Annotated in this window: 17 protein-coding genes; 10 read left to right on the forward strand and 7 right to left on the reverse strand. The window is 69.8% G+C overall.

What is annotated here, in order from left to right:
• Positions 1-209: 209 nt before the first annotated feature.
• On the forward strand, positions 210-965 hold the full coding sequence (locus G6N37_RS03795; protein WP_083173227.1) for a YebC/PmpR family DNA-binding transcriptional regulator: 756 nt from the start codon (positions 210-212) through the stop codon (positions 963-965).
• 11 nt (positions 966-976) lie between these two features.
• Here the strand turns inward: G6N37_RS03795 and G6N37_RS03800 are convergent, their stop codons facing one another.
• Genes G6N37_RS03800 through G6N37_RS03820 form a run of 5 tightly spaced genes read right to left on the reverse strand, consistent with a single transcriptional unit; the run spans position 977 to position 4,615 of the window.
• Positions 977-2,575 (reverse strand): polyamine aminopropyltransferase, encoded by a 1,599-nt coding sequence (locus G6N37_RS03800; RefSeq protein WP_163676115.1) that lies wholly within the window; start codon positions 2,573-2,575, stop codon positions 977-979.
• Entirely contained in the window at positions 2,572-3,027 is a 456-nt protein-coding gene (locus G6N37_RS03805; RefSeq protein ID WP_163676116.1) for a DUF350 domain-containing protein, read from the reverse strand. Before G6N37_RS03805 ends, G6N37_RS03800 begins: the two co-directional genes overlap by 4 nt.
• A 34-nt stretch (positions 3,028-3,061) precedes the next feature.
• Positions 3,062-3,493 carry a DUF4247 domain-containing protein gene (locus G6N37_RS03810; RefSeq protein ID WP_163676120.1) on the reverse strand — a complete coding sequence of 144 codons (432 nt, stop codon included), beginning with the start codon at positions 3,491-3,493 and terminating at the stop codon, positions 3,062-3,064.
• Positions 3,490-3,993, reverse strand: coding sequence for a DUF2617 family protein (locus G6N37_RS03815; protein WP_163676123.1), 504 nt, complete (start codon positions 3,991-3,993; stop codon positions 3,490-3,492). The genes G6N37_RS03810 and G6N37_RS03815 overlap by 4 nt, the downstream gene beginning before the upstream one ends.
• 10 nt (positions 3,994-4,003) lie before the next feature.
• Positions 4,004-4,615: a DUF4178 domain-containing protein gene (locus G6N37_RS03820; protein ID WP_163676126.1), complete on the reverse strand. Its 612-nt coding sequence runs from the start codon at positions 4,613-4,615 to the stop codon at positions 4,004-4,006.
• 180 nt (positions 4,616-4,795) lie between these two features.
• On the opposite strand from G6N37_RS03820, the gene ruvC reads away from it, so the two are divergent.
• From ruvC to G6N37_RS03850, 6 genes are all read left to right on the forward strand, one after another.
• Positions 4,796-5,350, forward strand: coding sequence for a crossover junction endodeoxyribonuclease RuvC (ruvC, locus tag G6N37_RS03825; protein ID WP_163676129.1), 555 nt, complete (start codon positions 4,796-4,798; stop codon positions 5,348-5,350).
• Positions 5,347-5,946 (forward strand): Holliday junction branch migration protein RuvA, encoded by a 600-nt coding sequence (ruvA, locus tag G6N37_RS03830; protein ID WP_163676132.1) that lies wholly within the window; start codon positions 5,347-5,349, stop codon positions 5,944-5,946. Before ruvC ends, ruvA begins: the two co-directional genes overlap by 4 nt.
• Positions 5,943-7,001: a Holliday junction branch migration DNA helicase RuvB gene (ruvB, locus tag G6N37_RS03835; RefSeq protein ID WP_163676135.1), complete on the forward strand. Its 1,059-nt coding sequence runs from the start codon at positions 5,943-5,945 to the stop codon at positions 6,999-7,001. The genes ruvA and ruvB overlap by 4 nt, the downstream gene beginning before the upstream one ends.
• Before the next feature lie 245 nt (positions 7,002-7,246).
• Positions 7,247-7,918: a hypothetical protein gene (locus G6N37_RS03840; RefSeq protein ID WP_163676137.1), complete on the forward strand. Its 672-nt coding sequence runs from the start codon at positions 7,247-7,249 to the stop codon at positions 7,916-7,918.
• 156 nt (positions 7,919-8,074) lie between these two features.
• The gene (locus G6N37_RS03845; protein WP_163676140.1) at positions 8,075-8,458 is read left to right on the forward strand and encodes a DUF1304 domain-containing protein; all 384 of its coding nucleotides are present in this window, start codon (positions 8,075-8,077) and stop codon (positions 8,456-8,458) included.
• Positions 8,459-8,589: 131 nt separating this feature from the next.
• Complete coding sequence (locus G6N37_RS03850) at positions 8,590-9,264, forward strand: hypothetical protein (RefSeq protein ID WP_163676143.1); 675 nt, start codon at positions 8,590-8,592, stop codon at positions 9,262-9,264.
• 64 nt (positions 9,265-9,328) lie between these two features.
• On the opposite strand, the gene car is transcribed toward G6N37_RS03850, so the two are convergent.
• Both car and gabT read right to left on the reverse strand, forming a co-directional pair.
• Entirely contained in the window at positions 9,329-12,874 is a 3,546-nt protein-coding gene (gene car, locus G6N37_RS03855; RefSeq protein WP_163676147.1) for a carboxylic acid reductase, read from the reverse strand.
• Between the two features lie 146 nt (positions 12,875-13,020).
• On the reverse strand, positions 13,021-14,361 hold the full coding sequence (gene gabT / locus G6N37_RS03860; RefSeq protein WP_163676150.1) for a 4-aminobutyrate--2-oxoglutarate transaminase: 1,341 nt from the start codon (positions 14,359-14,361) through the stop codon (positions 13,021-13,023).
• 196 nt (positions 14,362-14,557) lie between these two features.
• Here gabT and yajC point away from each other — a divergent pair, with 196 nt between their 5' ends.
• The 3 genes from yajC to secF all read left to right on the forward strand — a co-directional run bounded on the left by yajC (position 14,558) and on the right by secF (position 18,093).
• Positions 14,558-14,899 (forward strand): preprotein translocase subunit YajC, encoded by a 342-nt coding sequence (yajC, locus tag G6N37_RS03865; RefSeq protein ID WP_163676154.1) that lies wholly within the window; start codon positions 14,558-14,560, stop codon positions 14,897-14,899.
• 112 nt (positions 14,900-15,011) lie between these two features.
• Complete coding sequence (gene secD / locus G6N37_RS03870; RefSeq protein ID WP_163676157.1) at positions 15,012-16,814, forward strand: protein translocase subunit SecD; 1,803 nt, start codon at positions 15,012-15,014, stop codon at positions 16,812-16,814.
• Positions 16,815-16,818: 4 nt separating this feature from the next.
• Positions 16,819-18,093: a protein translocase subunit SecF gene (secF, locus tag G6N37_RS03875; RefSeq protein ID WP_163676160.1), complete on the forward strand. Its 1,275-nt coding sequence runs from the start codon at positions 16,819-16,821 to the stop codon at positions 18,091-18,093.
• Positions 18,094-18,095: the final 2 nt, after the last annotated feature.

Here is an 18,095-nt window from a genome sequence, read left to right on the forward strand (position 1 = left end):
CCGTCACACCGGCACCAACTCTGAGGTTGCGGCGTGATCACGCGAAGTGATAGCGCAGGCGATATCACGTTCGCGACGGCGCATATGCCCGCGTTCGTGTGGCGGCTGGGGCGGCTGGGCCGCAAGGGGAGTGGACGCGGGGGCGGCGCCGACCGTGCACGTAGACTCGTCTGGCGAACTTTCGGAGACAGAAGAGGTAAGACACACCGATGAGCGGCCATTCCAAGTGGGCCACCACCAAGCACCAGAAGGCCGTCAAGGACGCGCGCCGAGGCAAGGAGTTCGCCCGGCTGATCAAGAACATCGAAGTCGCCGCGCGTACCGGCGGCGGCGACCCGGCGGGCAACCCGACGCTCTACGACGCCATCCAGAAGGCGAAGAAGACCTCGGTGCCCAATGACAACATCGAGCGCGCGCGCAAGCGCGGCGCGGGCGAGGAAGCCGGCGGCGCCGACTACCAGACGATCATGTACGAGGGCTACGGGCCCAACGGCGTGGCCGTGCTGATCGAATGCCTGACCGACAACCGCAACCGCGCGGCCGGCGAGGTCCGGGTGGCTGTGACCCGCAACGGCGGCACCATGGCCGATCCGGGCTCGGTGTCCTACCTATTCACCCGCAAGGGCGTGGTCACCCTGGAAAAGAACGGCCTGTCCGAGGACGACGTCCTGGCCGCGGTGCTGGACGCCGGCGCCGAGGACGTCAACGACCTGGGTGACAGCTTCGAAGTCATCTCGGAGCCAACGGATCTGGTCGCGGTGCGGACGGCTTTGCAGGATGCCGGCATCGACTACGAGTCCGCCGAGGCCAGCTTCCAGCCGTCGGTCAGCGTGCCGGTGGACGTTGACGGCGCACGGAAAGTATTCAAGCTCGTCGACGCCCTGGAGGACAGCGACGACGTGCAAAACGTGTGGACCAACGTCGATTTGTCCGACGAAGTGCTGGCAGCTCTCGACGAGGACTGACGCCACCAGAACTAGTCGTAGCCGTGCCGCATGTCGTCGACGATGCGCGGATTGTCCAGCGTCGAGGGCTCGAGCGGGCGGGGGCGGGTGTCGTCGGGAAACACCGTGGCGGCGTCGAGGACGTGCTGATTGAGGAAGCGCAGCGGGGGCGCGCTGGGCGGCACGGTGGGCGTGGGCGCGCTGGCCCCGCGGCGCGCCAGCGCGAAACCCCAGTCACCGAACGTCGGCACGTACACGTGGTACGGCGTCACCGCGTAGCCGGCCGCGCGGATTGACGACGCGGTGCGCCAGAACGCCGTCTGCGTCGAGAACGGGCTGCCCGACTGGACCACCATGAGGCCGTCGGCGGCCAGCGCGTGCCCGACCAGCGCGTAGAACTCGGTCGAATACAGCCGGCCCAGGACCGGGGTGTCGGGGTCGGGAAGGTCGACGATCACCGCGTCGAAGCCGCCGGCCGGGACGACGTCCGGGTGCGGCGAGCGCAACCAGCGCATCGCGTCGTCGATCACCACCTTGACCCGCGGGCTGTCCAGCGAACCGCCGTTGGCCCTGCGCATGGTGGTGCGCGCCAACTGAATCACCGCGGGGTCGAGTTCCACCTGCACGATCTGGGCAATGCCCGGCTGACGCAGCAGTTCGCGGGCCACCAGCCCGTCGCCGCCCCCGAGGACGAGGACCGATCGGGCGCCGGCCCCGAGCGCGGGGTAGACCAGGCTTTCGGTGTAGCGGTACTCGTCGCGGGTGGAAAACTGCAGGCCGCCGTCGAGGTACAGGCGCATGTCGTTACCGCGCTGGGTTACCACTATTTCCTGGTAGGCCGAGTGCTGGTAGGCGATGATCGGGTCGGCGTAGAGCCGCTGCCTGCTCGTTGTCTCGATGTCGGCCGACCGCGCCAGCAGCGTGGCCAGCAGCGCGAGTGCCGCGGCGAGCGCGCACAGCGCCGTCAGGAGTTGTCGGGTGGACACGATCCGGCGGAGCACGAAGACCGCCACGACGGCCGCGGCCAGGAGATTGACGATGCCGGTGGCCGCCGCGCCGCGGATCATGCCCAGCTGCGGCAGCAGCAGGAACGGCCAGACCAGGCCGCCCAGCAGCGCGCCGAGGTAGTCGGCGGCGTTGAGGTTGGCCAGGGTCCGGCCGGTGTCGGCCGCGTGATCCGCATCGGGGGCCATGCGCCCGCGCTGCAGCATGGTCATCAGCAGCGGCACCTCGGCGCCGACCAGCCCCCCGATCAGGGCGGTGCTGACCGCCAGCATCCACATCGACTCGTCGTCGATGAACGCGAACACCGTGTACAGCGCCGCCGCCGACAAGCCGCCGACGACGCTCAGCAACACCTCCACCGCGACGAAGGCGATCGCCGCGTGCGCCAGCAGCGGCTTGACCACGAGGGCGCCCACGCCGAGCGCGGCGATGTAGCCCGCGACGATCAGCGACGTGGCGACGATGCCGCCGCCGTTGAGGCTGGCCGCCAGCGTCAGCAGCGCGAGTTCGTAGACGATGCCCGACGCCGCGCACGCGGCGACCGCGGCCAGCAGCACGGCCCGCCAGCGCGCCGAAGGCTCCGCGGGCGGGTTCACCTCTGACGCCGGCAGCTCAACGGAGGTCATGACACCGCGGCGGCCGTGACCCCTCCAACGGCGAGCAAGATCAGCGCCACGGCGAACGATCCCGGATGCAGCTCGGGCTCGTCGATGTGCTCGTGAAAACTGCCCGGTATCAGCAGATGCATTGCAAGCAGGGCTATTCCGAGCAGGATCACGCCCATCAGCCCATATACGGCCACGCCGACGAGCCCCTGGCCCAGCTGGCTATAGCTGTTCGCGATGGCGGAGATGATGACGACGGTCAGGGCGATGTACATGGCACCGGCGACGACGACGGCGTTGGGGCGGCGGTCGATGAATACCAGCCGGCGCAGATTGCCCGGGGTCAATACGTCGACCGCGTAGAACCCGACGAGAAGTACTCCCATGCCGACACAGAAGTACAGGATCGTCGCGACTGCGCCTTTCATGACGGGATTGAGATCGACGGTGCCGATCTCGACGGCGAGGTACATGGTTGTCTCCTTTGCGGTTTCTATCGGCTAGACGTCACTTGGTTCCGCCGGGGCCACCCGGGCTGCCTCCGGCGCCGCCCGAGGGGGAGCCGGGGGTGAAGCCGGGACCGAGGAAGATGAAGGCGCCGTGGCTGTACCCGGCGTTCAGGCTTTCCAGGCGGATGCTGCACGGGCGATTGCCGTCGGGGCCGACGATCACGATGTTGTTGCTGTAGCGCAGGTACTCGTTGTCGCCGTTGGCGGCGCGGGCCTGGGGGGCCTGGTACTCGGCGAGCGTGTCGGCCACGTCGTCGGGTGGACCGCTGCATTCGTAGCGCGTGCCGTTCGCGTCGTGGGAGTACGCGTGATAGTGGCCGGCGATGTAGGAGCCGATGTTCTTCTGCAGCAAGATGATTCCGGGAACGAGGCACGCGACGGCGGCCACGGCCAGCGCGCCGGCGATCACGAACAGGCGGTTGCGGCTCACGGCTGCCACCGGCTCGTCGTGTGGACCACCATGCCGCCATTGCCGGCCGGGTACAGGTGCCAGGTCTGCCAGCGCCAGCCGGCGCCGTCGGGTTCGGCGGCCAACGCGGTCAGCGCGGCGTCGTCACCGGGGAAAGAGCCGCCGAGCCAACCCTTTTCCCGCGCGCACCGGTCTCGAAGGTCACGCGCGACGCGGCGGAAGGTCGCCTCGTCGTGCCGATCGATGCGGGATTCCAGCGAATAGCCGCGCGCGGTCGTGCGCTCCGGCAGGTCGACGCCGTGGCCGCGTGCCGTGCACGAGACCTCCTCGGAGAACCGGCCCGCGGCGTGTTCGACCGTCACGACGTGCGACGCGCCGAGGACCCCGAGCAACAGCGCTCCGCCGTCGGGGTGGTGCAGAACGCAGGTCGCCAGCGGGGGCGGTGTGGGCGCGTTGAGCGCGAGTCCGAGGTTTTGCCCGGAAACGTCCGAGGGCGCTACGGCGAGCTGATGAAGCGGCACCGACGCGCTCCTAGGAGGACGAGGGCGGGGGCGCCGGATACACGGTCAGTTCGCCGGTCAGCACGGGCTTGCCGGTCGAAATCTCCCACGGCATGCCCGGCGCCCAACGCTCGAACGAGAGCAGCGCCGACTCGTCGGCGTTGGCGCAGTCGACGAACTCCATCTCGCCGCCCGCCGGCAGGCCCGTGGTGCCCTCGGTGGTGAACGAGGCGCGACCACGTTCGGACTCGTGGAACGTCACCCCGTCGACGACGTACTGGTCACCCGGCTGCAGCTGAACGTCCTTGCGGCTGACCCACATCGCCAGCTCGAGGCGCCCGTCGTCCTCCTCGACACTGAACCAGATCGGCTGGTCACCGCCTTCGAGCAGGTGCTCCCACCACACGAACGGGCCTTCGTGGTACGTCACCGATCCGCGGACCACGTAGTCGACGCCGGCGTAGCTGACGATGGCGCCGGGCCCGAGCTGGCGGGGGCCGAACTCCGGCATCGCGTTGAAGGAGAGGGGATCCTGGCGTCCGCGCGGCGGGCCCGGCTGCTTGGGGCGCCGCAAAGCGATGACGAGCACGACGATGGATGCGATGAACAGCACGATCGCGACAACGACCAGCAGTGATCCCACGCGAACCCTTCCGTTGCCACCTTGCTTGAGCGAACGTCGGCTAAAGCTAACAGCTTTTCGGTGGATTCGGCGCTGTAACCTCCCGACACGAATTGGGCGGCGCCGCCGCGTGTCCTGCGCGGAGCCGTCGGTCGCGGCCGCTAGGGTATCGAACAGCTGTTCTACAGGTGGGAGCGGGCAATGCGGGTGATGGGCGTCGACCCCGGGCTGACCCGATGCGGACTGTCGGTCGTGGAAACCGGGCGCGGGCGCAGCGTGGTCGCGCTGGACGTCGACGTGGTGCGGACCCCGTCGGATGCGCCGCTGGCCAGGAGGTTGCTGGCCATCAGCGACGCCGTCGAGCATTGGCTGGCCACCCATCAGCCGGACGTCGTGGCGATCGAGCGGGTGTTCTCCCAGCTGAACGTGTCGACCGTGATGGGCACCGCGCAGGCCGGCGGAGTCGTCGCGCTGGCGGCGGCCAAGCGCGGCATCGACGTGCACTTCCACACGCCCAGCGAGGTCAAGGCCGCCGTCACCGGCAACGGCGCCGCGGACAAGGCCCAGGTCACCGCGATGGTCGCCAAAATCCTTGCGCTGCAAGCCAAGCCGACGCCGGCCGACGCCGCCGACGCGCTGGCGTTGGCGATCTGTCATTGCTGGAGGGCGCCGATGATGGCCCGGATGGCGGCGGCCGAGGCGCTGGCCGCGCGGCAACGCCAGGCGTATCTGGCCAAGCTGAAGGCCGCCCGGTGATCGCCTCGGTGCGCGGCGAGGTGCTCGAGGTGGCGCTCGATCACGCGGTGATCGAGGCGGCCGGCGTCGGCTACCGGGTGAACGCGACACCGTCGACGTTGGCGACGCTGCGCGCGGGGACCGAGGCCCGGCTGATCACCGCGATGGTGGTCCGCGAGGACTCGATGACGCTCTACGGGTTTCCCGACTCCGACACCCGCGACCTGTTCCTGACGCTGCTGACGGTGTCGGGCGTCGGGCCGCGCCTGGCGATGGCGACGTTGGCGGTGCACGACGCCGCCGCGTTGCGGCAGGTGCTGCACGACGGCGACGTCACCGCGCTGACCCGGGTGCCCGGCATCGGCAAGCGCGGCGCCGAACGGATGGTGCTCGAGCTGCGCGACAAGGTCGGAGCCGGCGCGGCGGGCGCACCGGCCGGCGCGCCGGTGGTGAACGGGCACGCCGTGCGGGGACCGGTGGTGGAGGCCCTGGTCGGCCTGGGCTTCGCGGTCAAGCAGGCCGAAGAGGCCACCGACAAGGTGCTGGCCGGCGAGCCGGACGCAACGACGTCGGGCGCCCTGCGCGCGGCCCTGTCGATGCTGGGTAAGGCACGATGACCGGCGCCGGCGACGACGACTTCGCCGACCGCGAGCTGTCCCCGGCCCTGTCCGTCGGGGAGGGCGACATCGACGTCAGCCTGCGGCCGCGCTCGCTGGGGGAATTCATCGGCCAGCCGCGGGTGCGCGAACAGCTCCAGCTGGTGATCGAGGGGGCCAAGAACCGCGGCGGCACACCGGATCACATCCTGCTGTCGGGTCCGCCCGGGCTGGGCAAGACGTCGCTGGCCATGATCATCGCCGCCGAGCTCGGGTCGTCGTTGCGGGTCACGTCCGGTCCGGCCCTGGAACGCGCCGGGGACCTGGCCGCCATGCTGTCCAACCTGGTCGAGCACGACGTGTTGTTCATCGACGAGATTCACCGCATCGCCCGGCCCGCGGAGGAGATGCTGTACCTGGCCATGGAGGACTTCCGGGTCGACGTGGTGGTCGGCAAGGGTCCCGGCGCGACGTCGATACCGCTGGAGGTGGCGCCCTTCACCCTGGTCGGCGCGACCACGCGGTCCGGCGCGCTGACCGGCCCGCTGCGCGACCGGTTCGGCTTCACCGCGCACATGGACTTCTACGAGCCCGCCGAGCTGGAGCTCGTGCTGGCCCGCTCCGCCGGCATTCTGGGTATCGAGCTGGGCGCGGAGGCGGCCGAAGAGATCGCCCGGCGCTCGCGCGGCACGCCGCGCATCGCCAACCGGCTGCTGCGAAGGGTCCGCGACTTCGCGGAGGTCCGCGCCGACGGGGTGATCACCCGCGACGTGGCCAAGTCGGCGCTGGCGGTCTACGACGTCGACGAACTCGGTCTGGACCGGCTGGACCGGGCGGTGCTGTCGGCGCTGACCCGCAGCTTCGGCGGCGGGCCGGTCGGGGTCTCGACGCTGGCCGTCGCCGTCGGTGAGGAGGCCGCCACCGTCGAGGAGGTGTGCGAGCCGTTCCTGGTCCGCGCCGGGATGGTCGCGCGGACGCCGCGCGGGCGGGTGGCCACCGCGCAGGCGTGGACGCACCTGGGCATGAGCCCCCCGGCGGGGGTCACGGGGCTTGGGCAGGCCGGCCTCTTCGACTAGCCCTCAGCCGGTCGCGACCATTATCAAATCGTGACCTGCCGGGTGAGCAAGTGCCCAAAGGTGCGTCGGCCCCCGGCGCCGGGCCGCTCAAGGCGCCGCCACCAGGGATAACCGAGCGCGGGCCGCGTCGGCCGTGCCCACAGTCCGGTCGCACAGCAAACACCTAGGTGGTCGGCGGCCGGTTATGCGTGGGGCCCGCCGGGTAACCAGGGTCACAGCAGCAATACCTGGTGAAGGAGATTCTCATGAGGACCACGCGCCACGACTACGAACGCCCTCGCGCGCTGTACATGCCACGCACCCGCGGCGCGCTGACCGGGCTACTACTGATTCTTTTGGGGGCCTGGGGCGCATTGGTGCCGTTCTTCGGGCCCAACATCGACTGGGCCTACATGGCCGATCCGGCATGGACGTGGACCACGGCCAAGGGTTGGCTGGAGGTGCTCCCCGGCGCCGCCGCGGCACTGGGCGGCCTGCTGGTGCTTCTCTCCGGTAACCGCGCCAACGCGGTGTTCGGTGGCTGGCTGGCGGTCGTTGCCGGCGCCTGGTTTGTCGTCGGCCGCGCCTTCGCGCCGACACTTGGTATCGGCGACGTCGGCCAACCGATGGCCGCGACGGACTTCAAACGCGCCCTGCTCGAGGTCACGTACTTCACCGGACTCGGCGCGTTGATCGTCTTCCTGGGCGGGGCCGCGGTGGGGCGCCTGGCGGTTCGGCACGCGCGAGACGTCGTGGTGAGGGATCCGGCGGTGGCGGCCGACGCCGTGCCGGCGGGCGAACCGGCCATGTACGACGAGACGCGGGGCGTGCCCGCGGCCCGTACGGACCGGGTGGAAGCCGAGCCCCGCGGGCGCGGCTTGTTCGGCCGTCGCGCCGGCGGCGGCCTGTTCCACCGGCGCCACCACGCCGGTGTGTAGTTGACCAGTCACGCGGCAGGCGCCGGCAGCCTTGGCTGCCGGCGCCTTTTCGCGTTTGGGACGGTCCGGGCAGGCGCAGGTCGGTAAAGTCCACCGGCACACCGAGACACGCGGAGGCCTTGTCGCGCCGCAGGCCTCGACGACGGAGGAGAAGCGATGCTCACAGCCGGGCTGATATTCGCCGCATTGGCGGCGTTACTGCATGTGTACATCTTCGTAATGGAATCGTTGACCTGGACCTCGCCGCGCACCCGGGCCACGTTCGGCACCACGGCGGAGGAGGCCGAGACCACCAAGCTGCTGGCCTTCAACCAAGGCTTCTACAACCTGTTCCTGGCGGTGGTCGGCGGCGTGGGGATCGTTGCGATTGCCTTGCGGCACAACGCCGTTGGCGCGGCACTGATTCTGGCCGGCGTCGGGTCCATGGCCGCGGCCGCGGTGGTGCTGCTGTTGTCGGCGCCGGAGAAGGCGCGGGCCGCGGTGACCCAGGGCGCCTTTCCGGTCATTGCGATCGTGCTGCTGCTCCTCGGGCTTCGGTAGTAACACCGGCCTCACCAGCCCCAATGGCCACGGCCCGGGGTGGTTTTCGGCCGCCGGATGGGTTACGAGTGGAAACCGCCGGGTACCCATGGCGGGCCGGAAACAGGCCCGGTATTCAACGAGGGGATGTCATGAAATACGCAGAAGACGGCCGAACCCGCGGGCTGAGCATGCCGCGTTCGCGTGGCGCGGTCAGCGGATTGCTCCTGGTCATTCTGGGGGCGTGGGGGGCGTTAATACCGTTTGTCGGACCGCGCTTCGATTTCGCCTACACACCCGATCGGGAGTGGGCGTGGAGTTCGGCTCGGGGGTGGCTCGAGGTTCTGCCGGGGGCGGCGACCGTGCTGGGCGGTCTCTTGTTGATCGTCGCCGGGAACCGCGTGGCGGCGATGCTGGGCGGCTGGCTGGCCGTCCTGGCCGGCGCCTGGTTCGTCGTCGGCGGTCAGTTCGCGCCGCTGCTGGGCATCGGCTCCGCCGGTGATCCCGTCGCCGCCACCGAGCGCAAGCGTGCGGTGCTCGAGGTCACCTATTTCTCCGGGCTGGGTGCGCTGATCATCTTCGTCGGCGGTGTGGCGCTGGCGCGGACGGCCGTGCGCCTGGCGCGCGACGTGCAGCCCGCCGCGCCGGGGGCGCCGGGCGCCGAACCGTACCGGGAGTCGGTGTACGAGCCGGCCGAGGTGTCCTCGGGCGCGCTGACCAAGCCGCGTACGGCTTCCGACCCGGAGCCCAAGCGGGGGTGGCGTCGCCAGCGCCCGGCGTCGGGCGCCAACGCCGCGTACCTGCGCTGGCCGCACCCCCAGCAGTAACACGCTCTGACCCAACGGCAATCGCCCAGTCCCCGCGAGGGAGTGGGCGATTGCCGTGTGGCGCTTACAGCAGTCCGAGCAGCTGCAGGTCGGTGACGTACTTGACGATGACCGGCGCCGAGACATGCGGAATGTCTTTGTCCGGGCCGATCTTCGCGTCCTGCACGGCGGCGCGGAAGCGGTCGGTCGGTGCCATCGACCCGTTGATCGGCTTCTCTGGCTCCTGGTAGTTGTGCAGCAGGGGCAGCAGCGAGTACTGGCGTTGCCGCTCGGGCAGGGTCCGCATCGCCTGTTCGAACCGCCGCAGCCAGTCGCCGTAGTCGGCGACGCGCTGGATCCCGTAGCCGGCGTCGACCAGCCAGTCGACGTACTCGTCGAGACCGATGCCGTCGTCGTACGGGTTCATCACGTGGTACGTCTGGAAGCCGTCCCGGCTTGCGACGTGGTCGAGCAGCTGCGTGCCCAGCATGGAGATCGCCGCGGCGACGAACTCGACCGGCAGCCCGTCGTAGTGCGCACGCTGACGGCTGCCCTCGGCGTCCAGCTCGTAGAACGAACCGGGAGCGACACCGGTGGCGACCAGGCTCAGCATCAGCCGGGTGAACATGTCCGGCAGGTTGAGCTGCCCCGCATAGCTGGTGTCGGCCAAGATCATGTCGCAGCGGAACACCGCGACGGGCAGGCCGCAGAGGTCGTGCGCCTCGCGCAGCAACACCTCGCCGGCCCACTTGCTGTTGCCGTAGCCGTTGGCGTAGTTGTCGTTGATCGCCCGGGTCGCGCTGATCTGCCGGATGTCGGCGTCCTCGACGAACTCGCCCGGCTTGATCTGGTCGCCGACGCCGATCGTCGACACGTAGGCGTACGGCTTCAGCTTGGTGGTCAACGCGATCCGGATCAGTTCGGCGGTGCCCAGCGCGTTGGGGCCGAACAGCTCGCTGTACGGCAGCACGTGGTTGACCAGGGCGGCCGGGTCGACGATCAGGTCGACCGTGTCGGCCAGCCGCCGCCAGGTCTGCGGGTCCAGGCCGAGGTTGGCCTCGCCCTTGTCGCCGGCGATGACCTCGAGGTGGTCGGCGGCCAGTTCCCGGTAGTGCGCCACCAACTTCGGGTCGCCGTGGGGAGTGCCGACGCCGAAGGTCTTGTCCAGCCGGGCCCGCGCCTCGTCGTCTGACTTGGCCCGCACCAGGGCGATCACCTTGCCGTCCACCATGTCCATGCGCTCGAGCCATTCCAGCGCCAGATAGCGGCCCAGGAAGCCGGTCGCACCGGTCAGCAGCACCGTCCGGACCTCGGTGGTGGGCCGGGGCAGGCTGGGTGCGGCGGCCAGCGTCTCGGCTTCGAGGAACTTGTCCAGGGTGAGGTCGCCGGCGCGCACCGTGGTGGCGTCGCGACCGTGCACCGCACCATGAACCGAGGCGAAGGTCGGCCGCTTGGTGCCCTGGCGCTCGCCTTCGATGTAGTTGGCGATGGCCTGCAGGTCGCTGGCCGGGCTGACGATCACGCCGACCGGGACGTCGATGTCGAAGATCTCGCGCAGCAGGTTGCCAAAGGTCAACGCCGACAACGAGTCTCCGCCGAGATCGGTGAAGTGCGCGTCGGGGGTCAACTCGGCGCTCGCCGTGCCCAGCATGGCCGCGGCGGCCCGGCTCACGGTCTGCAGCACGGGCGCGCTCGCGCCGTTGCGGCGCAATTCGGCCAACTCGTTGGCCTGTCCCTCGGCCAGCTCGGCGTAGAGCTGTTCGAGCCGCTCGCCATAGTGCTGCTTCAGCTTCGGCCACGCCAGCTTGCGGATGCCGGTCAGCAGACCGTTCTCCAGGCTGAACGGTGTGGTCTCGATGATGAAGTCGCGCGGCACCTCGTAGGACTGCAGGCCCGCCTGACGCGCGACGTTCTGCAGCGAGTCGGCGATCTTGCCCTTGAGCGTGTCGGCGTCCCAGCGCGCCAGGGCCTCGTGGGTGGGCACCACGACGGCCAGCAGGTATGGCTGCGAGCTGTTGCCGTAGACGTAGATCTGGCGGACCAGCGGGCTGTTGCCGAATTCGGCCTCCAGCCTGGCCAGGGTCACGAACTCGCCCTGCGCCAACTTCAGCACGTTGTTGCGGCGGTCGACGTACACCAACTTGTCGGGTGCGACCTCGGCGAACACATCGCCGGTCCGGTAGTAGCGGTCCTCGTCGAACACGTTGGCGGTGGTCTCGGCGCGCTTGTAGTAGCCGGGAAACATGTTCTCGGTCCGCAGCAACAGCTCGCCGCGCGGATACGGCCGGTCCGTGCTGAAGTAGCCCAGGTCCGGCACATCGACGAGCTTGTAGTCGATCACCGGCGGGCGCTGGATTTCGCCGTCGAACAGCACCATCCCGGCCTCGGTCGAGCCGTAGCCGTCCAACAGGTGCATCTCGAGCAGGGACTCGACCCAGGCGCGCAACTCGGGGGAGGTGGGGGCCGAGCCCGTCATCGCGAAGATGAACCGCCCGCCCAGCAGGTACTGCCGCTGCTCGGCGAGCACCTGCGCCTCAACGGTTGCGCGGTCGGCACCCTCGGTCAGCCGCCGCTCGACCTGGCGCTGGAATTCGCCGAACAGGGTCTCCCAGATGCGCGGCACGAAGTTCAGCTCGGTGGGCCGCACCAGCTCGAGGTCTTCCAGCAGCGTCGAGAGGTCGCTCTTGGCCGCGAAGTAGGCGGTGCCGCCGTTGCCCAGCGTGCCGTACAGGATGCCGCGGCCCATGACGTGGCTCATCGGCATGAAGTTGAGGGTGATCGACGCGGGGCTTTCCCCGAACCAGTTCCTGCTGCCCCGGCGCCAGATCTTGGCGACATTGCTCTGGGGGTACATCGCACCCTTGGGCGCGCCGGTGCTGCCGGAGGTGTAGATCAGCAGGGCCAGCGGGTCGGAGTCCTCGCTGGCCGGCAGCGGCCTGTCCGGCAACGCCTTGCCGCGCTCGAGCACCTCGGCCAGCGTCTCCACCGCGACGCCGGCGTCTGCCAGCCGCGTGCGCGCGGTTTCCAGCGCCTCGCGCTCGTCGTCAACCTCGGGGTGGTAGTCGAACGCCACCAGCTTGGCGGGTCGGTGGCCGCTCAGGATCAGCTCCACGGCTTCGGGCAGCTGGTTCGCGCTGGCCGCGATCACGGTGGGCTCGGTCTCGGTGACGATCGGCCGCAGGGAGGTCAGCGACGCGCTGGTCTGCAACGGAACCGACACCGCGCTGATCGTGGCCAGCGCCATGTCGATCGTCGCGTAGTCGACGCTGTTGAAGCCGAGCACACAGACCCGGTCACCGGCGTGCACCTCGCCGTCGGCCCAGGCGCGGCCGAGCGCCGCGACCCGCTCGCCCAGCTGGCGATAGGTGATGGTTTCGAAGCGGGGGAGCAGCTCGAGCCGGGTGCGCCCGGTCGCCGCATCCTCGACGAACTCGACCACCCGATGCGCCAGCGCGGCGCGGTCGGCGTAGCCCTCGAGCACGGTGCGGATGACCTGCGGGAGTCGCACCCCGGGCTTCTCGACGGCGGCCTCGACCGCCGGGTCGGGGCGCGCGGCGGCGAACTGCGGGTCGGTGGCGGTCAGTTCCTCGATACGGCGCTCGAGCCGCTCGTCGCGATCAATGGTCGACATAAACAGTTCCTCGCAATGAAAGATGGTGAGTCATTTCGCGCCAATGCGCTGACGGATAGAACGTTAGCTAAAGTAACGGTATTCCACCATGGCCGCGCCACGGCCGGTGTTGTGAGATTGCCCACGCAGACCGTCGACGCCCCGGGCTAGAGGTCGCCGAGCAGCCCGCCCAACACGTCCAGCCCCTCGCTCAGCAGCTCGTCGCTGATGGTCAGCGGGGGCAGCAGCCGGATGATGTTGCCGAACATGCCGCACGTCAGCACGACGACTCCGGCGGCGTGGGCCGCGGTGGACAGCTTCTGAGTCAGTTCCGCGTCGGGCTCGGCGGTTCCCGACTTCACCAATTCGATGGCGATCATGGCGCCCCGGCCACGCACATCGCCGATCCGGTCATCGCCGGCCTGCAGGCGCAACAGCGGCTCGGTGATCAGCCGTTCCAACCGCTGGGCTCGCTCGATCAGTCCGTCACTTTCGATCGTGGTGATGGTGGCCAGCGCTGCCGCACAAGCGACCGGGTTACCGCCGAATGTGCCGCCCAGGCCGCCGACATGCGAGGCGTCCATGATCTCCGCGCGGCCGGTCACCGCCGAAAGCGGCAGCCCGTCGGCGATGCCCTTGGCCGTGCAGATCAGGTCGGGCTCGATGCCCTCGTGCTCGCAGGCGAACATCGCGCCGGTGCGGGCGAACCCGGTCTGCACCTCATCGGCGATGAACACCACGTCGTTCTTCCGGCACCAGTCGAGCAGGGCGGGCAGGAATCCCTCGGCCGGCACGATGAATCCGCCCTCGCCCGCGATCGGCTCGATGATGACGGCGGCCAGGCTGTCGGCGCCGACCTGGCTCTCGATGACGTCGATCGCGCGGGCGGCGGCCTTCTCCCCGTCGGCGGCCAGCTCCTTGTCCAGCAGGCCGTCCCGGTACGGGTAGGACACCGGGGCCCGGTAGACCTCCGGCGCGAACGGGCCGAAGCCGCTCTTGTACGGCTTGGATTTGGCGGTCAGCGCCATCGCCAGGTTGGTGCGACCGTGGTAGGCGTGGTTGAACGCCACGACGGCGGGCTTGCGGGTGTATGACCGGGCGACTTTGACGGCGTTCTCGACCGCTTCGGCGCCGGAGTTGAACAACACCGAACGCTTCTCGCCGGTGCCCGGCGTGATCCGGTTGAGCTCCTCGGCGACGGCGATGTACTGCTCGTACGGCACGACCATGAAGCAGGTGTGGGTGAACTCGGCGACCTGCGCTCGCACCGCCTCCACCACCCGGGGCGAGGAGTTGCCGACGGTGGTCACCGCGATGCCGGACGCCAGGTCGATGAGCCGGTTGCCGTCGACGTCCTCGATGATGCCGCCGGAGGCGCGGGCCACGAACACCGGCAACGAAACGTTCACCCCGTGCGACACCGCCGCGGCGCGGCGTTTGGTCAGTTCCAGCGAAGCGGGACCGGGGATTTCGGTGACCAGTCGGCGAGTCTGCTCGAGGCCGGCCACGATTCTCTCCTCACCGCGCCGCGGCTGTCACGTCGCCACCCAAGCCTATCCGCCCCGGCGTCCGCGGGCCTCCCGCGCACCGCGGGGCTCGGGAGCGACCTGCAGCAATGGCACACTGGCCGGTACGAGGTGCGCGGCCCGCGGGTCGTCCCGGCGCTAACGCCCTTCGACGCCACTACGAAAGACAGGCCCGTTCATGGAGAGTTTGATCCTGTTCCTGCCCTTCCTGCTCATCATGGGCGGGTTCATGTACTTCGCGTCGCGGCGCCAGAAGCGCGCGATGCAGGCCACCATCGACCTGCACGAGTCGCTGCGGGCCGGCGACCGCGTGCACACCACCTCCGGCCTTCAGGCCACGGTCGTCGCGATCACGGACGACACCGTCGACCTCGAGATCGCGCCGGGCGTGGTGACCACCTGGATGAAGCTGGCCATCCGCGACCGGGTCCTGCCCGAGGACGACGAAGACCTGGCCGACGGCGACGACTCGGACGACGTGGCCGAATTCGACGAGGGCCGGCTGCCCAAGGATTCCTGACGGGAAATCCCAGCCCGGACGCCACGGCGGCGGACCGCTTGCGCAACGGGCGCGCGCACGACACTAGGCTCTGTCCGGGGTAAGAACCGATATTCGAGGAGATTGAAGGAACGTGGCATCGTCTTCGGCGCCGGTGCACCCTGCCCGCTATCTGTCGGTCTTCTTGCTGCTGCTCGTCGGCGTCTACCTGCTGGTGTTCCTGACCGGGGACAAGCACGCCGCCCCCAAGCTCGGCATCGACCTGCAGGGCGGCACCCGCGTCACGCTGACGGCGCGCACCCCGGACGGGTCGCGCCCCAGCCGCGACGCGCTGGCCCAGGCGCAGCAGATCATCAGCGCGCGGGTCAACGGGCTGGGCGTCTCCGGTTCCGAGGTCGTGGTCGACGGCGACAACCTGGTCATCACCGTCCCCGGCAACGACGGCAACGAGGCCCGCAACCTGGGCCAGACCGCCCGGCTGTACATCCGCCCGGTGCTCAACTCGATGCCGGCGCAGGCGGTCCAGCCCAAGCCCGCCCCGCCGGCTCAGGCGCCGCCCCCGGGCCCGGCGCCCTCCGGTCAGCCGGCGCCCGGTCAGGCGCCGCCCCCGGGCCAGGCGCCCCCGCCGGCCGGCCAGCCCGCGCCGGCCCAGCCCGCGCCGCCGGGCGGTCGACCGCCGGCCCAGCCGCGGCCGTATCCGCAGGACCCGCCGCCGCCACCGCCGAGCCCCGCGCCGCCCCCGGCGCCCGCGGGCAACGCGCCGCCGGCCGACGTGCCCCCGGCCGAGCAGCCGGCACCGGCCGACCCGCGCAAGGAACTCGCCGAGCGCATCGCCGACGAGAAGAAGTGGCGGCAGAGCACCCGTCAGGGCGTGCAGTTCCTGGCGTTGCAGTTCCAGGCCACCCGCTGCGACAAAGAAGACATCCTGGCCGGCAACGACGACCCGAAGCTGCCGCTGGTGACGTGTTCGACCGACCACAAGGTGGCCTACCTGCTGGCGCCCTCGATCATCAGCGGCGACCAGATCCAGGACGCCACCTCGGGCATGAACCAGCGCGGCATCGGTTACGTCGTCGACGTGCAGTTCAAGCCGGCGGCGGCGAACACCTGGGCGGACTTCACCGCCGCCCACATCGGCACCCAGACCGCCTTCACGCTGGACTCCCAGGTGGTCAGCGCCCCGATGATCCAGGAGGCCATCCCCGGCGGCCGGACCCAGATCACCGGCGGTGACCCGCCGTTCACCGCCGCGACCGCCAAGCAGCTGGCCAACGTCCTGAAATACGGCTCGTTGCCGCTGTCATTCGAATCCTCGGAGGCCCAAACCGTCTCGGCCACACTGGGATTGACCTCGCTGCGGGCGGGGCTGATCGCCGGTGCGATCGGTTTGGTGTTGGTGTTGCTGTACTCGCTGCTGTATTACCGGGTGTTGGGCCTGCTCACCGCGCTGTCGCTAACGGCTTCCGGCGCAATGATCTTCGCGATATTGGTGATCCTGGGCCGGCAGATCAACTACACCCTGGACCTCGCGGGCATCGCGGGTCTGATCATCGGCATCGGCACCACCGCGGACTCGTTCGTGGTGTTCTTCGAGCGCATCAAAGACGAGATCCGAGAAGGCCGATCGTTTCGATCGGCGGTGCCCCGCGGCTGGGTGCGGGCCCGCAAGACGATCGTGTCGGGCAATGCCGTCACCTTCCTGGCCGCCGCGGTGCTGTACGCGCTGGCGATCGGCCAGGTGCGGGGATTCGCCTTCACGCTGGGCCTCACCACGATCCTCGACGTCGTGGTGGTGTTCCTGGTGACCTGGCCGCTGGTCTACCTGGCGTCCAAGTCGCCGACGTTGGCCAAACCCGCCTACAACGGCCTGGGCGCGGTACAGCAGGTCGCCCGCGAGCGCCGGGCGTCCGCGCAAGTCAAGACGGGACGGGGATAGCGCGATGGCCTCCAAAGGCAAGGCCCAAACCGACGCGGCCGAGATCACCGAAGCCGGCGCGGTGGAGCCGGCTGCTGAGACCGGCGCCGCGCAGCCGCACCACAGCTTCCTCGCGCGCCTCTACACCGGCACCGGCGCGTTCGAGGTGATCGGCCGGCGTCGCCTCTGGTACGGGATCAGCGGGGCGATCGTCGCGGTCGCCCTGGTCAGCATCGTCTTGCGGGGCTTCACCTTCGGGATCGATTTCAACGGCGGCACCACGGTGTCGATGCCCACCGCCGGCTCGTCGGGCACCGTCACGACGGCCACCGTGTCCGACGTCTTCCGGAAGGCGATCGGCCGCGACCCGGAGTCGGTGGTGATCGTCGGCAACGGCGCCTCGGCCACGGTGCAGATCCGCTCGGAAACGCTGTCCAACGACCAGACATCCAAGCTGCGCAACGCCCTGTTCGATGCCTTCCAGCCCAAGGGCGCGGACGGCAAGCCCAGCAAGCAGGCGATCAGCGACGCGGCGGTGTCGGAGACCTGGGGTGACCAGATCACCGACAAGGCGCTGATCGCGCTGGTGGTGTTCTTGGCGTTGGTCAGCCTGTACATCACCGTGCGGTACGAGCGGTACATGGCCGTCTCCGCGCTGACGACCATGGTGTTCGACCTGACGGTGACCGCGGGGGTGTACTCGCTGGTCGGTTTCGAGGTCACCCCGGCCACCGTCATCGGCCTGCTGACGATCCTCGGTTTCTCCCTGTACGACACCGTCATCGTGTTCGACAAGGTCGAGGAGAACACCCACGGCTTCCAGCACACCACCCGGCGCACCTTCGCCGAACAGGCCAACCTGGCGATCAACCAGACGTTCATGCGCTCCATCAACACCAGCCTGATCGGGGTGTTGCCGGTGCTGGCGCTGATGGTCGTGGCGGTGTGGCTGCTGGGGGTCGGCACGTTGAAGGACCTGGCGCTGGTGCAGCTGGTCGGCATCTTGGTGGGCACCTACTCGTCGATCTTCTTCGCCACGCCGCTGCTGGTCACACTGCGCGAGCGCACCGAGCTGGTGCGCACGCACACCCGCCGCGTCACCCGCCGGCGCAAGGGTGGGGCCGAGCCGGCCGAGGAGGCCAAGCCCACCGAGGACGGACCGGCGTCGCCGGAGACCGCCGCGTCGGCGTCGGCGACCCCCGACAAGCCCGCACCCAACAAGCCGGCGCCGGGTGCCCGCCCGGTGCGGCCGACCGGGTCCCGGCGTCCGAGCGGCAAGCGAAACGCCGGCCGGCGGTAGTC

Source organism: Mycobacterium seoulense, from assembly GCF_010731595.1.
Classification (GTDB): Bacteria; Actinomycetota; Actinomycetes; order Mycobacteriales; family Mycobacteriaceae; genus Mycobacterium; species Mycobacterium seoulense.